General features: G+C 73.9%; 13 protein-coding genes. 1 reads left to right on the forward strand and 12 read right to left on the reverse strand.

Annotated elements, in window-relative coordinates:
• Positions 1–514 precede the first annotated feature (514 nt).
• The 8 genes from ACH4RG_RS09440 to ACH4RG_RS09475 all read right to left on the reverse strand — a co-directional run bounded on the left by ACH4RG_RS09440 (position 515) and on the right by ACH4RG_RS09475 (position 7,547).
• Positions 515–1,090: a phage tail protein I gene (locus ACH4RG_RS09440; protein ID WP_098021952.1), complete on the reverse strand. Its 576-nt coding sequence runs from the start codon at positions 1,088–1,090 to the stop codon at positions 515–517.
• The gene (locus ACH4RG_RS09445) at positions 1,087–3,048 is read right to left on the reverse strand and encodes a putative baseplate assembly protein (protein WP_397924222.1); all 1,962 of its coding nucleotides are present in this window, start codon (positions 3,046–3,048) and stop codon (positions 1,087–1,089) included. Before ACH4RG_RS09445 ends, ACH4RG_RS09440 begins: the two co-directional genes overlap by 4 nt.
• On the reverse strand, positions 3,048–3,497 hold the full coding sequence (locus tag ACH4RG_RS09450) for a GPW/gp25 family protein (RefSeq protein ID WP_397924220.1): 450 nt from the start codon (positions 3,495–3,497) through the stop codon (positions 3,048–3,050). Before ACH4RG_RS09450 ends, ACH4RG_RS09445 begins: the two co-directional genes overlap by 1 nt.
• A complete protein-coding gene (locus tag ACH4RG_RS09455; RefSeq protein ID WP_397924218.1) occupies positions 3,494–3,811 on the reverse strand; it encodes a PAAR domain-containing protein in 318 nt (105 codons plus the stop codon). Before ACH4RG_RS09455 ends, ACH4RG_RS09450 begins: the two co-directional genes overlap by 4 nt.
• A gap of 159 nt (positions 3,812–3,970) precedes the next feature.
• Complete coding sequence (locus ACH4RG_RS09460) at positions 3,971–5,752, reverse strand: VgrG-related protein (RefSeq protein ID WP_398161100.1); 1,782 nt, start codon at positions 5,750–5,752, stop codon at positions 3,971–3,973.
• Complete coding sequence (locus tag ACH4RG_RS09465; protein WP_397924214.1) at positions 5,749–6,471, reverse strand: LysM peptidoglycan-binding domain-containing protein; 723 nt, start codon at positions 6,469–6,471, stop codon at positions 5,749–5,751. The genes ACH4RG_RS09460 and ACH4RG_RS09465 overlap by 4 nt, the downstream gene beginning before the upstream one ends.
• Positions 6,472–6,520: 49 nt before the next feature.
• A complete protein-coding gene (locus tag ACH4RG_RS09470) occupies positions 6,521–6,946 on the reverse strand; it encodes a phage tail protein (RefSeq protein WP_018959947.1) in 426 nt (141 codons plus the stop codon).
• An 82-nt stretch (positions 6,947–7,028) separates the two neighbouring features.
• The gene (locus ACH4RG_RS09475; protein ID WP_397924212.1) at positions 7,029–7,547 is read right to left on the reverse strand and encodes a hypothetical protein; all 519 of its coding nucleotides are present in this window, start codon (positions 7,545–7,547) and stop codon (positions 7,029–7,031) included.
• Positions 7,548–7,863: 316 nt separating this feature from the next.
• On the opposite strand from ACH4RG_RS09475, the gene ACH4RG_RS09480 reads away from it, so the two are divergent.
• The gene (locus ACH4RG_RS09480) at positions 7,864–8,784 is read left to right on the forward strand and encodes a hypothetical protein (RefSeq protein ID WP_398161098.1); all 921 of its coding nucleotides are present in this window, start codon (positions 7,864–7,866) and stop codon (positions 8,782–8,784) included.
• A 1,485-nt stretch (positions 8,785–10,269) separates the two neighbouring features.
• Here the strand turns inward: ACH4RG_RS09480 and ACH4RG_RS09485 are convergent.
• The 4 genes from ACH4RG_RS09485 to ACH4RG_RS09500 form a co-directional block, all read right to left on the reverse strand.
• Positions 10,270–10,428: a DUF6760 family protein gene (locus tag ACH4RG_RS09485; protein ID WP_003966147.1), complete on the reverse strand. Its 159-nt coding sequence runs from the start codon at positions 10,426–10,428 to the stop codon at positions 10,270–10,272.
• Complete coding sequence (locus ACH4RG_RS09490; protein ID WP_397924208.1) at positions 10,425–10,925, reverse strand: hypothetical protein; 501 nt, start codon at positions 10,923–10,925, stop codon at positions 10,425–10,427. The genes ACH4RG_RS09485 and ACH4RG_RS09490 overlap by 4 nt, the downstream gene beginning before the upstream one ends.
• A complete protein-coding gene (locus ACH4RG_RS09495) occupies positions 10,922–11,362 on the reverse strand; it encodes a phage tail protein (protein WP_030809749.1) in 441 nt (146 codons plus the stop codon). The genes ACH4RG_RS09490 and ACH4RG_RS09495 overlap by 4 nt, the downstream gene beginning before the upstream one ends.
• Before the next feature lie 62 nt (positions 11,363–11,424).
• Positions 11,425–12,966 (reverse strand): phage tail sheath family protein, encoded by a 1,542-nt coding sequence (locus ACH4RG_RS09500; RefSeq protein ID WP_398161096.1) that lies wholly within the window; start codon positions 12,964–12,966, stop codon positions 11,425–11,427.
• Positions 12,967–13,669 lie beyond the last annotated feature (703 nt).

The raw sequence follows: 13,669 nt of genomic DNA on the forward strand, positions 1-13,669 counted from the left end.
CGGTACGGGGGTGGGCGCGGGAGCGGGAGGCGTCGCGGGACGCCCGGGCGAGGGAGCGGACCGGGGCGGCTCCGGCGGTTGTTCAGGGCGCGCGGGGGCGGGGCGCGCCGACGGCTCGGGGCGTTCCGAGGGCGCCGGTCCGGAGCGCGGCGGCTGTTCGGGCCGCTCCGCCGCGTCGGGGGCGGGCGCGGGGGAGGGCCGACCCGGGTCCGTTGCGGGCTGCGGCCGCGGTTGCGTGGGCGGTCCGGCCGGATCCGGGATCGGGGCCGGGGCCGGGGCCGGGATCGGCGCGGGTCCGGATCCGGCCTCCGCCACTGGTGGATCCGCCGCAGCAGCCGGCTCCGGCTCCGGCTCCGGCTCCGGCTCCGGCTCTGGCTCCGGCTCCGGCTCCGGGGCCATCGCTCGCTTCGGCCGCGCCGGCTGGGAGGACCAGCCCAGGTAGCCGCCGCAGTTGCCGCAGAAGTCGTCACTCTCGCCGTTGGCCGTACCGCACGCCGGGCACGAACGCATCACGTCAGCTTCCTGTCTGTTCGGGCTCTCCGGGCGGGCCCGGCAGGACCTCCACCCGGCAGGTGAGGTGGACGGGGCACGAGGCGGTGGCGACGTCCAGGACGCGGCGGGCGTCCACCGCGACGCCCTCGCGCACCGGCCAGACCCGGACGAGCAGTTCACCGGTCGGCGGCGGGGGGAGAGCCGCGCCCGGCTCGGCCGACCAGGTGGCGCCCCCGCCGTCCCGGACATCCGCGTGCACACCGCAGCAGAGCCGCAGCCGCTCGACGAGACCCCGCCGGGTGCCGCGCCACCGGTGCAGTTCCACGGCGCGGGCGACGACCGCCCGGCGCAGCTCGACCGGCCACGCGGGATCGGCCTCGACGCCCACCCAGGACGCCAGCCACGGCAGGAAGTCGGCCGGGGCCAGCGACGGGTCGAAGTAGGCGGGCAGGTTGTCCAGGGTGGACAGGACCGGGGCCAGCACCGTGTCCAGGCCCGCCGTGAACCGCTGGGCCAGGTCGTCGTCCGCGTACAGGGCGGGCAGCAGCTCGCCGATCGGGTAGCGGCTCGGCAGCCCGGGTATCGCGGCCCGCGTCATACGCCCTCACCGGCCCCGTTCGCGGTGACCACCACCTGGTGCTGGTGCGAGAAGACCAACGCCCCGGGAGCCACGTCGACATGGTCCACCGCCGCGCCGCGCCGCCCGGTGATCGGGTCCGCCGGGAACAGCCGGACGTCCTCCACCAGACCGGCCCCCTCCACGCGCTGGAGCACGGCGAAGACCTCCCCGTACTGCACGGGTCTGCCGAACGGCCACCCCTGGCCGTCCGCCCCGCCCCGCAGGGGGTCGATGTGCCGGAACAGCGCCTCCAGCGCCTCCACCCGGACCCGGTCCACGTCACCGGGCGCGGCCACCAGCCGGGCGACGACCGTGACGCCCTGGTAGGCGGGGGGTTCCACGAGCAGCCGGGTGCCGACAAGCCGCCGCTCGTCGAGCCGCTCGGTGACCGCCGCGAGCACCGGGTCCGAGGGGATCAGCTGCTCGAACCGCAGCCGGCCGTCCTCGTCGGGCGTCGCGTCGGGCACCACCAGGACCCGTACCGCACCGGCCTCGCCCGCCACGGCCGGCAGGCACCGCACCCGGCGCAGCGACGGGGCGGCCTCCCGGGCGATGACCTCGTAGTCCTCGGCCGTCACCGCCCGCTCCTGCACCCGCAGGATGTTGGGCGCGCGGACCTTCGCGTTCTCCACGGTCTCCCCGTCGACGCCGCCGGTCGCCGCCTCACGGTTGTTCACGCCCGCGACGTACGGCACCGAACTGCGCAGCACGGAGATCGCGCCCCGAGCGACGTTCCCCGCCGCCCCGCCGCCCGTCCGGTATCGCGGGACGCGGAGCTGGGCGCCCTTCTCCGGCACCGCCCCGTACGCGCGCATCGTGCCGTCCGGCTCCCGCACCTCCGGCGGGAACGCGAACTCCCCGGCGACGGCGTCGATCCGGACGTGCCGGTCACCGGGGCCGGACGCGCCGAAGTGCTCGACCGGGGTCCACACCTGCCAGCCCTCGTCCGTCGACACCTGGACGACCGGGGGCTCCCCGTCCAGCAGCAGCGGCGCCCGGCTCACCGAGAACCGCTGCCCGGCGACGCCCTCGGACACCCCCAGGGGCACGTCGAGGACGGTCTCCGCGTGCTCCGCCGCCGCCGTGCCGCCGACCGTGAACACCTCGGCCTCCCGGATCGTCGGCGACTCCGAGTAGAACGGCTGGCCCGGCTCCGGGGCGGTGACCCGGCAGCGCAGCCACCCGGCCCGCGTCCCCGCCACGACGGAGGGGGTGTGCCCGGCCGGGACGAACACGATGACCTCGCCGGGCCTGTTCAGCCCGCCGGTGCTGTCGGTGCCGGTCGCGCACGTCACCCAGCGGGCCCCGTCCCACGCCTCCCACACCAGCGGCGGCTGACGCGGGTCGACGCCCACGCCCTCCACCCGGCTGTCGAGGCGGACGGCGACGATGCACCGGGGCACGGCCGTCGGCAGCCCGAACAGCAGGGCGTCGCCGGGTTCGGGCCGGGCCTGGAAGCACGGGATGTCCTTGCCCGCGCCGAGCGGTCCCGTCCGGTCCGTCTGCTCGCCGGACACCGGCGCGGTGACCAGCCGGACCAGCGAACTCGGCACGATGGGCAGGTCGTCGGCGGTGGAGAACACCACGGGCTCCTCGGCCTCCCCGCGCGCGGTGGCGACCTCGGTGCCCGCGAGGAGGTGCACGGTCTCCGGCTGCGGCGCGGACAGCCAGAAGTCGATCTCGGCCCGCGCCACGGCCGGCGGGAACAGGGTCACGCCCAGCAGATCGAGGAAGGCCGCGTAGTTCTTGTCCGGCACCCGGTTCAGCCGGTACAGCAACTGGTCGACCAGGTACGCGAACGTCTCGATCAGCGTGACCCCGGGGTCCGACACGTTGTGGTCGGTCCACTCGGGGGAGCGCTGCTGGACGTACCGCTTGGCCTCGTCGACGAGCTGCTGGAAACGCCGGTCGTCCAGATTGGGCGAAGGCAGGGCCATCAGCGCACTCCCGCTTCCCGAGCGGCCTGGGACGAGCTCTCGGCAGAGCCCTCCGACGACGGGATGGTGTAGAAGGGAAAGACGAGGTTGCGCAGGTCGTTGGTGGCCCGCACGGTGTAGTGCACGTCGATGTAGAGCGTGCCCTCCTCGATGGCGTCGAACGCGATCACCACGTCCGTCACCTCGATGCGCGGCTCCCACCGCTCCAGCGAGGTGCGGACCTCCTGGGCGATCCGGCCGGCCGTCGCCCCGTCGCCGGGTGCGAAGACGTAGTCGTGGATGCCGCAGCCGAACTCCGGGCGCATCGGCCGCTCGCCCGGCGCGGTGCCGAGGATCAGGCTTATCGCCTCCTCGATCTCCCGGTCCCGCTCGACCAGCGCGATCCCGCCCGTCGGCCCGACCCGCAGCGGGAAGCCCCAGCCGCGCCCGATGAATCCGCCGCCGCTCACATCGGGCCCCCGATCAGGACGTTCGGCGCACCGGTGATGATGGGCGCGCCGCAGCTGGTCCTGTCCGTCATCCGGGCGGCGGGGAGCCCGCCGATGAGCACCTGCCCGGTGAGCGCGCCGGCCGGGTTGGGCATGATCACGTTGCCCGGCCCGAGCAGGGCGTGCGGGGGGATGACGCACACATGGAGGCTCCCGGTGACGGCCGCCGGCCGGCCGCCGATGAACACGGTGGCCACGGCCACCGCACCCGGGGGCGGGGTGCCGATGAGACCGCCGTGGGCGGTGCTGTCGCCCGTGCGGGCTGCGGGGGGCATGGCCGGGGTTCTCCTAGCTGTGAAAGGGACTTCGGGACAGTCGGGCTTCGGGACAGTCGGGCTTCGTGGTGGACGGGCGGGCGAGCGGAGGGGCGGGCGAGCGGACTGGCGGAGGAGCGGGCGGGCGGTGGACGGGCGGACGAAGGAGCGGGCCGGCCGTCAGTTGATCCTGATGAGCTTGGCCTTGAGGACGGCGAGCAGGCCGCCGTCGACCGTGACCCCCGTCTTGCCGTTGACGGTCACCGAGCGGCCCGTGATGTTCACGTCACCCGTGGCCCCCGCGTCGAGCGTGATGCCCGAAGCGGACAGCGTCACCGAGCTGAGGTCCCGGGTGCCGCCCCGGGCCTTCACCGTCAGCGTGATCTCACCCTTCTTCTCGTCGAGCATCACGTCGAGCCGCTTGTCACCGCTGGCGATGCGTACCCCGGAGGGGCCGCGCGGAGCGTCGAGCAGCTCCAGCCGGTTGCCCGAACGGGATACCAGGGAACGGCGGTTGACCTTCCCGCTCGTCGGGTCGACCAGCGGGACGTCGTGCGGCGAGGGCTTGTCGACCCCGTTGTACAGACCGCCGAGCACGTACGGGCTGTCCAGCAGCCCCTGCTCGAACCCGACCAGCACCTCGTCGTTGACCTCGGGGCTGAACACCCCGCCGCCGCCCTGGCCGCCCCACTGCACCGTACGGACCCAGTCGGTGACGTACGTGTCGTCGAGCCACGGGAACTTCAGCCGCACCCAGCCGCGTTGGCCCCGGCCCTCCTCGCGGATGTCCGTGACCACCCCGATCGCCAGGCCCGGCATGCGGGGGCCGCGCGAGGGGGCGTTGCCGCCGGAGGCCAGGCCGGAGAGCGACCGGTCCGGAGAGGCGCTGACGATCACCGTCGTGCGGTAGCCGGTGTCCGGTTCGAGGACGTGGTGCGCGGCGGTCGCGGTGTAACGGCCGGAGAAGGCGGGCCCCACGTTGCCGAGGGCCACCGGCATGCCCGCCCGCAGCTGCGGGTTCCCGTAGGCGACCGCCTCGACCTCCCCGAAGCCGGCGCTGACCGAGGCGGCGAGCGCACCGGCCACGGCCCGGGTCTCCGCCTGGGTGCGGTACGGGGTGTCTGCGACCGTCGTCCGGGAGCCCGAGCCGAACATCTTCGCCGCCGTCGACGGGCTCATCCCCGGGGCGACGGTGTCGCTGCGGACGGACTGCTGCCGGGCCACCAGCCGGGTCTTGGTCTCCACGTTCCAGCCGCGCACCTCGACGCTGTCCGACCCGTCCGCACCCGTCAGCACCGCACGCAGGGCCAGCAGGTTGTTCCCGTACTCCAGGACCATCGGATTGCGCGTGGCGGAGGTGGTGGGCGAGGGCGCGGAGGAGGCGGGGTCCGGCCTGGTGAACTGGAGCCGGCCCTTGTCGTCCACCCGCACCGTGGCCCCGCTCTCGGCCGCGAGGTGCTGGAGAAACTCCCAGTCCGACACGTTCGGCTGGGTCACCTGCTTGTACGTGACCGGCGCGGCCTCGATCCGCCCGCAGGTCAGGCCCGCGCCGGCGGCGACCTTGCGGACGATGTCCGCCGTCTTCATGTTCCGGTAGGCCATGACCTTCCGGCCGCGCTGGAGCCGGTGCGCCTTGGAGAACGCCCGCACGACGGTGAACGATCCGGTGGTGTCGGTGTCCAGCTCGACCGCGGTGACCTCCCCGGTGAACAGCCGCTCGCGCGCCCGGTCCTGGACGGTGACCACCGAGATCTTCAGCGGCGTGCCCATGCCGATGCCGGTCTTGGCGAGGAAGGTGTGGTCGGGGTCCCGGTACATCAGTACGGCGGTGTCGGGCAGGCCCACGTTCTCGTCGACCACACAGCTCACCAGCTGGGTGGCCCAGGCGGCGGGCAGCTCGGCGGGCGCCTCGACGATCGGGTCGGCGGCGAAGGAGCGCCCGGGGGATTCCGTCCCGCTCATCGGCCCTCCTCCGCCAGGTGGTCTTCCCGCGCGGGCACGAGGAGTTCCCTGCCCGGGGTCAACTGCATGGGGTCGTCGATGTCGTTGGCGTGCGCGATGGTCCGCCAGGCGGTGGCGTCGCCGTACTCCCGCCAGGCCAGCAGCGGCAGGCTGTCCCCGGCCACGACCCGGTGGGTGCGCCGCGCGTCCTTCGAACCCGAGGTGGGGTTCTGGCCGGCCGGGTCGACGCTCGCCTCCTCGATCGACAGGGAGCAGGTGGCGCGCAGCGGCTTCCCGTCGACGTCGAACAGGGTGTAGGAGACCGAGAGGTTGGAGAGCACCCCGTCGAACGAGGTCGTCTTGGACGTCCCCCAGTCGAAGCGCACCCAGGGGCTGGCGGGCGTCTTGCGGGCCAGGCTCTTGGGGGTGGGGACACACGCGGTCATCAACTGTTCCACCGCCTTCTCCACGGAGTTGTCGTGCGTGGCGGTGGCGTCCAGGAAGACCTCCAGCGACAGGGACCGGGGTCCGCTGCCGACGAACTCGGGCAGCGCGGACTGCCCGGCCATCCGGGACGGGGTGCGCCGCCACTCGGTGGTCTTGCTCAGCGACAGCTTCGACGGGTTGAACTGCAACGTGAGACGGGCCAGCGCCCCGCCGGGCTTGGCGCCGACCGTCGACGGCGGCTCCATGATGGTCAGCTGGGCGCGAGCGCGGCTCGCGCGGAGAGCGGGTGACATTGCGTTCCTCCTTCCTTCGTCCGGTTCCTGGCGGGTGCGTCGGTGCCGGTCAGGAGGGTTCCAGGCCCTCGTGTGCGATCTCCAGCGTCTCGATCGCCGCCTCGGAATTGGCCGGATCGAAGGAGGGCCCCTGCCAGCGGACCGGCACGATGCCGTGCACCTGCCAGCTGATGATCCGGCTGAGGTCGGGCCGCAGCGCCACGATCTCGCCGTCCTTGGGCTCGACCCGCTGGATCGTCTCGTTGAGCCAGCGCGCGATCTTGAGGGTGTCGGCGGTCACCGGGCGGGTCAGCGTGATGTTCGTCCAGCTGATCCGCCCCGGCAGCTGCCAGGTGAATCCGTTGTTCCCGCCCTCGGCGTACGTCTCCATCTCCACCTCGGCGCCCAGACCGGAGCAGGTGTGGAACGCGCCCAGGTCGCTGCCGCCGATCGCGAGCTTGAAGAACACGCTCGTCGCGAAGATGTTGTCCGTCATACGTCTCTCGTCTTCTCTGCTGTCTCTCGTACGGGGTGTGCGGGCGTGCGGGGTGTGCGCGGTGGGTGGGGGCGGTCGCCCGTCAGCGTCGGCCGTCGTGCAGCCGTCCGCTGCGTTCCCTGCCCCGGCGCAGATCGGCGCGGATGAGCCGGCTCACCGGGTCGAGGAGTCGGCGGGCCAGCTCCTCGATCTCCGTTCCGCTCAGCCGGTTCGCCGACGGAGCGTCGGAAGCGTCGCCGGAGCCGGTGGCCGCGCCCGTCGTCCCGGCCGCGGGCTTCGGCGGGGCGGCCTGCACCGGAACCCCGGTGATCCCGGCCTTCGCCGCCGCACGCTGGACCGCCTGCGCCCTGCTCTCCGGGCGGCCCGCTCCGGCGGACTGTGCGGGCGCGCGGGGCGGCACCCGCACGGAGGGTCCGGATGGTGCGCCGGGAGCGGTGCCGGCGGCAGGCCCGGTGAGCGGTGGACCGGCGCCGTCGGGCGCCACCGGCATGGCCAGCCGCTGTACGGGTACGGCGGCTTCCGGACGCGGCGCTTCGGGCGGATGCGGCCGGACGACGGGAACGGGACGCGTGGCCGCGGCGGTCGCGGATCCGGGAGGCATCGGCGCGGCCCCCTGCGCCCCCGACCGGGAGGGCAGGGCGTGCGGGAGCGGTGCGGCAGCGCGTTGAACAACAGGGGCGGGGGCGGGAGGAGTGACCGGGACCGCGGTCCGGTCCGGGGCGGCGTCGCGTGCGGAAACCTGCTGCGGGCTCCGGTGGGACGCCGGCTCGGGAATCCGCTGCGGAGCCCGAGGGGTCGTCGGCCCGGAAGCCTGCTGCGGCGAGGGCGTGCCGGACGGCGTCGGCGAGGGCGTTGTGGCCCGCCCGGTCCGTCGTACGAGTCGCTGGAGTACGCCACCGGCGGACGGACCGCGCCCGGTGGGGGCGGCCGGGGTCCCCGGCGAGCGCCCCGGCGCGCTCGCGTCGTGGCGGTCGGTGGGTACGGCGCTCCGGTTCGCGGTGCCCCGGGCCGGGTCGGTGGAGGCGTCACCGCCCCGGTGCGGGGGGTGCGCGGTCGCCGAGCGCTGGACCAGGGGCCCCGAAGCCGTACCGGGGGACGTCGGCCGCTGGTGGCCGGCGTTCGGCCCGCGACCGGTCCGCCCGTCGGCGGGGCCCGGTGAGGGGGCGTCGGCGCCCGGCTGCCGCACGTCGCGCCGCCAGGTGGCCGCCACGACCGGGCGCACGGTGCCGCCGCCCGCCGTCGCCGTCGTCGGTTGCGCCGAGAACCCCTCGGCGGAACCGGTGTTCACCGTCAGGGCGCGGCCGGAGAGCAGTGTTCGTGACCGCTGGACCATGGGCGACGGCGTCGCGCCGGCGGAGCTCCCGGCCGTACGGCCCCGAGCGATCGGCCGGACGCGTACGGGCGGCGGGGGAGCCGACGAGGCCGGACCGGTCCGGGCACGGGCGGGGTCCGCCGCGCGCTGGACGGCCGTGCTTCCGGACGACGAACCGGCGGAGGTCGGGGGCGCCGTCGGTACGGCGGGCGGGACGGAAGGCGTCCGCACCGGCATCGCGGAGGGCGCGCCCGGCGGCCCCGGGGCGGGGGCGGGAACAGCGGGCCCGGTGGTCCGGGGCCGACCCGGATCCGGCCGCGCCCCGGCGGGCGCGCGGTCACCGAGCAGCGGCGCGTCGCCGCCGAGCCGGGCCGTGGGCGGCAGCGAGGGAAGCGGTGTGCCGATCCCGCCCCGCGCACGGGCCCGTGCGCTGCCGGAAGCGTCGGCCCTCGGTGCCGACTGCACCGAGGGGGCGGGCCCCGTCGGCGTCGGTGAACCGGGTGACCGGGTGCTCCTGGACGACTGAGGTGACGGGGACGACCGGGGCGTACGGGAACGGTTCTCCGGCGACGACGGCTGCTGCTGCGGGGCCGACGAAGGCGAAGGCGCAGGTGTCGCTGCCTTGGTCGAGCCGGTCGAGCCGGTCGAGCGGTGCGTGGGTGTCGCGGCTGCCGTGGCCGGAAGGCCCGGCGAGCTCGGCGCACTCTGCGGGTCCGAAGCCTGGCGCTGGAGCACCGGCATCTCCGCCGGGTGGGCCGTCGCCGGGGCGGACGGCACGACGCCCGCCGGTCCGTCGGCACCGGCCGGCCTGGCGCCGGCGGGCATCTCGCGCAGCGGCTTGCCCAGGGCCGGGCGCACCACATCGGCGGCGGGCCGACCGGAGCCGCGGTCGGGAGACGGGGCGTCGCCCTCCGGAGCCGCACGGTCCGGACCGCTCCGCCGCTCGGACCCGGCCCGTTGGACGGCGGGGGCAGCAGCTTCGGCGGACGGCGCGGCTGCCGAGGAGGAAGCGGGGGAAGCGGGGGAAGCGGAGGAAGCGGGGGAAGCGGGGGAAGCGGATGAGGAGGAAGGGGCGGGGGGCGTGGCGGGCACGAGCCCGGCGATCCGCCGCAGCGGCATCGCCGGACGCCGGGCGACGATCAGCGGCGGGGCGATCCGCTGCGGACGTACAGCGGCGGGAGGGCGCGTACCGGAGGAGGCGGACGACTTGGACGGAGCTGTGGAGCCGGGCGGGGCCGTGGAGTCGGGCGGGGCCGTGGAGGAGGACGGCTCGGACGATCCCGACGCAGCCGACCTACCCGACGTGCGGGAACTCCCCGACCCGCCCGACGTACGCGACCCGCCGGACGTACGCGAACCGTCCGCCGGCGACCGGTTGGCGGTGGACGAGGGCGAGGCCGCGCTCGACCGCTGGACCGTCGGCGAGCCGGGGCCCGGCTTCCCCGCCCCCGTACCGCCGTCCGTCCTGCTGCCCCTGCCCGCCGCCCGGTTCACCGAGGCGGGCGGCAGGTCCGTCGTGGGAGCGGCGGGGTCGTCGGCACCCGGGGGCCGGACCGCGCGCAGCAGCAGCGGTCCCCCGGGGGACGTGGTCCGTGCGCCGCCCGGCCGGGCGACGCCATGGATGAGACCGACCGGGGCCGACGGCAGGACGGAGTGGCCGAGTTCCCCGCCGAGGGCCGGGTTCTGCCAGGAGGCCAGCCGCGAACGGAACCGCAGCCCGTCGCTCACGCCGATCGAGGACCGGGCGACGGTCACCGTCGGCGGGGCCACCCGCCGCCAGCCGCCGTCCCAGCCACCGCTCTCCCCGTCGGAAGCCGCCGAGGAACCGGAACCGGAAGCGGAAGCGGAAGCGGATGCCGATCCGGAAGTGGATGCGGGGCCGGAATCCGGGCCGGAGTCCCCGACGGCTGCGGGTACGGCGGACCCGTCGGCGTGCCCGCCGCCCTCTCGCGAGGGCGCGCCGGAGCGCTGCCGGTCCGTCCGGCGCAGCCATTCCCCGAGCCCCACACGATCACCCGCCTTCGTTGACGCGGGTGTTGATCCGCGCTATCTCCCGCACCCACTGCTGACGTTCGCCGTGGGTGAGGTCGAGGATGTCCTCACGCTGCCAATGGAAGTGGTAGGCGACGTACGCGATCTCCTCCCGCAGCCGGGGAAGCGCGTACGTCACGATTCCCCCAGGCGCCCACCCGAGAGGTCCACCTCGAACGACCCGTGGCACAGCGGGCAGGTCACCGCGGCATGCGTGTGGCCCTCGCTGTTGATCCGGCGGTAGAAGTCCTGGAGGAACGCCACATCGGTCGCGTACATCCGCTCGACGATCCCGGCGTGCACATCGGTGACCGTGCCGAGCTGAGTGATCACCTGGCTCAGCAGCACCACGGACAGATACGCCGGATTCTCCTTCACCCGCAGGTCGATCTGCGGGCGCAGTTCGTCCCGGGCCGTCGCGAGCCGCATGGTGCCGCTGCGGTGCACATGGCCCTCGTCGTCGACGTACCCGCGCGGCAGCTCGAAGGCGAACTCCGTCTGGAGCGTGTCCCGTTCCCGTTCCCGGGGGCGGGCGGGCGCGGGAAGGGCGGCCTCCTCGCGTGCGGCGGGCGCCGTGGCGAGGTTGTCCAGGACCTCTTCGAGGCCGCCGCCGGGCGTAACGGTCCGGCGCCTCATTCGACCACGATCTCCTCGAAGGTGATGGTCACCGTCTCGGTCGCCGCGCTGGACTCGCCGGCCTTGAGGGAGGGGCCCTCCCACTTGGAGGCCCAGCCCTGCATCAGCTGGATGCGGCGGACGGTCTCTCCGGTCGAGTCCTTGATCTCGATCGTGAGGTTCTGCCGCGCGGTGTCGACGGCCCCGTTGTTGAGGGTCTCCTTGATCCAGGTGGTGAACTCGCTGCTCTTGTCGAGCCCGCGGGTGATCGTCACCTCGCCCGCCTGCCGGGCACCCGGCTGCTTGCGGATGATCTGCTTGCCCTCGGCCGTCACCTGACGGACCTCGACGACTTCTTCCTCGACGGTCATGCCGCTGATCTCCTGGATGGACTCCACGAGATAGCCACCGAGCTGTACGCCGAAGATATGGGTGGAAAGAGCGTCGCCCTCTGCCATGGCTCTGTGTCACCTGTTCTGATCGATGGAGAAAGTGAAGGGGTGGGGGAGGACCGCGAGGGTCACTCGTCGACGAGGCTGGTGCTGTCGGAGAACTGCGAGAGACGGAAGATCACGAACTCCGCGGGCTTCACCGGGGCCACCCCGATCTCGCAGACGACCTGACCGAGGTCGATCGACTCCGGCGGGTTGTTGCTCCGGTCGCACCGGACGTAGAACGCCTCCTCGGCCGTGCGGCCGAACAGTGCCCCGCGTCGCCACTCCTCGGTGAGGAAGGAGGTGACGTTGCGCCGGATGCTCGACCAGAGGCGGTCGTCGTTCGGCTCGAACACCACCCACTGGGTGCCCAGGAGAATGGACTCCTCCAGGTAGTTGAAGAGGCGGCGCACGTTGAGGTAGCGCCAGGCCGGGTCGGACGAGAGGGTGCGCGCGCCCCAGATGCGGATGCCGCGGCCCGGGAAGGCGCGCACGCAGTTCACGCCGATCGGGTTGAGGAGGTCCTGCTCGCCCTTGCTGAGGCGGATCTCCAGGTCCACCGCGCCCCGGATGACCTCGTTGGCGGGGGCCTTGTGCACACCGCGCTCGCCGTCGCTGCGCGCCCAGACGCCGGCCACGTGACCGCTCGGCGGGACCAGGGAGTTACGGCCGCTCGCCGGGTCGAAGACCTTGATCCACGGGTAGTAGAGGGTCGCGTAGCGCGAGTCGTATCCGGCGTCCTCGTTGCGCCAGGTGCGCACGCGCTGGGCGTTCATGCCCGGCGGGGTGTCCAGGACGGCGACCCGGTCGCCCATCTGCTCGCAGTGCGAGATGACCGCCAGCTGCACGGTCTTGACGCCCTCGGCGTCGATGTCGCCGCGCTGGAAGGCGCTCATCAGGTCCGGGACGGCGACCATCGTGATCTCGTCGATCGCTTCGAGGCCGGAGAACCCGGTCCGCGCGGAGGCGTCGCCCACGTACTCGGAGGCGTCGAGCCGTGCCACACCGGCGCCCGGGGCGCCCGGGGCGGCGGGGGCGAGGGCGACGGTCTGCTTCTCGGGGCGGCTCTGCGCGGTGCCGGGCTGCTCGGTGACCTGGACGAACTTGGAGTCGCGGGCCTGGGTGACCAGGTAGCCCTTGACGTTCTTGCGGGTGGAGACGTCGTACGTCTCGACGGCCTTGCCGGCCTGGCGCACCAGCAGCCGGAAGCGGTCCTCCGGGGGGTTCTCGCCCTCGGCGTCGGTGATCTCCACGGAGAGGTCGGCGCCCGTGCCGGGCTTGGCCGAGACGAGGAACCCGCCGAGCGCGACGGGAGCGGGCGCCTGGGCGACCGCGCCCGGCGTCGTGCCCTCCGTGCCCTGTGCGGGTCCGCCGATGCGCACGATGTAGGCCGCGCCGCCGCCGTTGGCGAAGAAGCCGTAGACGGCGTGCGCCAGATAGGTGTCGGCGGTGAAGGCGCCGAAGGTCTGCACGTACTGGTCCCAGTTGGTCACTAGCGTCGGCTGGTGGAAGGGGCCCGTCCCGGCGAAGCCGACGAAGGCTGCGACCGCGGTGCCGACACCTTCGATGGGCCGTGCTCCGGACTGCACCTCCTCCACGTATACACCGGGGGTGAGGTACGACGGCATGCTCGCTCCTTCTGGACGGTCACTTGATCACTGGCCAGTCTTGACCGTCGGGCCGGGCGGGGAGTAGGTCCCAGAGTCCTGGGCGCGGGGCAATGTGGCTGCCTTTCCGGGCCCCTGTACGCCGGGTAACACTGCCCTTGGCGGGCCGGACGGATCGGGCGGCGTATTCGCGGGAACCGGCACGCATTCCTCGGCCGACATGAAGAGAACGGGAACAACGTGTTACGGGACTGTCCGACATCGCCGCACCTGCCGGGGGATTGGGCGAAAAGGCGCACCGGCGCCGCGACCCGATGTGTTTGGTATCTCTTTTTTTCCGGTAAACCCCGGGAGGCCGATCGCCGTCCGGGGCCACCGGGCGAACGCACCGAGGTGACGCGATTCGGCCAGAATGCGCCGGGAAGGTGGGGGGAATCGGTCGTGTACGGGAGCGGGAATCGGGCACGGGAGCGCTCCGAACGGGCACCCGCCGTCCGCCATCGGCCCGTCAGGACCGTTTCTGAGCAGGCATGTTCGTGCCCGCGGCCACCGGGTGCGGATATTCTTCCGATGCTGTCGTCGCCGCGGGCGACCGAACTGGTCGAGACCTCCGGTGTGCCGGGGAGGGCGAATCCGCCACCTCCCGGCAGGCCGGGTTTCCTCTCGACCGGGTTTCTGCTGTTGTCTCGTCGGCAGACGGAGCAGAACGCCCGGCGTCGCTGTT

The organism is Streptomyces sp. NPDC021019 (assembly GCF_044333295.1).
GTDB lineage: Bacteria > Actinomycetota > Actinomycetes > Streptomycetales > Streptomycetaceae > Streptomyces.

Coding starts and splice junctions, on each gene's coding strand:
- ACH4RG_RS09445 (WP_397924222.1), bottom strand. CDS start 3,048: ATGGCCCTGCCTTCGCCCAATCTGGACGACCGGCGTTTCCAGCAGCTC.
- ACH4RG_RS09465 (WP_397924214.1), bottom strand. CDS start 6,471: ATGTCACCCGCTCTCCGCGCGAGCCGCGCTCGCGCCCAGCTGACCATC.
- ACH4RG_RS09490 (WP_397924208.1), bottom strand. CDS start 10,925: ATGAGGCGCCGGACCGTTACGCCCGGCGGCGGCCTCGAAGAGGTCCTG.
- ACH4RG_RS09500 (WP_398161096.1), bottom strand. CDS start 12,966: ATGCCGTCGTACCTCACCCCCGGTGTATACGTGGAGGAGGTGCAGTCC.
- ACH4RG_RS09460 (WP_398161100.1), bottom strand. CDS start 5,752: ATGAGCGGGACGGAATCCCCCGGGCGCTCCTTCGCCGCCGACCCGATC.
- ACH4RG_RS09475 (WP_397924212.1), bottom strand. CDS start 7,547: ATGCCTCCCGGATCCGCGACCGCCGCGGCCACGCGTCCCGTTCCCGTC.
- ACH4RG_RS09470 (WP_018959947.1), bottom strand. CDS start 6,946: ATGACGGACAACATCTTCGCGACGAGCGTGTTCTTCAAGCTCGCGATC.
- ACH4RG_RS09440 (WP_098021952.1), bottom strand. CDS start 1,090: ATGACGCGGGCCGCGATACCCGGGCTGCCGAGCCGCTACCCGATCGGC.
- ACH4RG_RS09495 (WP_030809749.1), bottom strand. CDS start 11,362: ATGGCAGAGGGCGACGCTCTTTCCACCCATATCTTCGGCGTACAGCTC.
- ACH4RG_RS09455 (WP_397924218.1), bottom strand. CDS start 3,811: ATGCCCCCCGCAGCCCGCACGGGCGACAGCACCGCCCACGGCGGTCTC.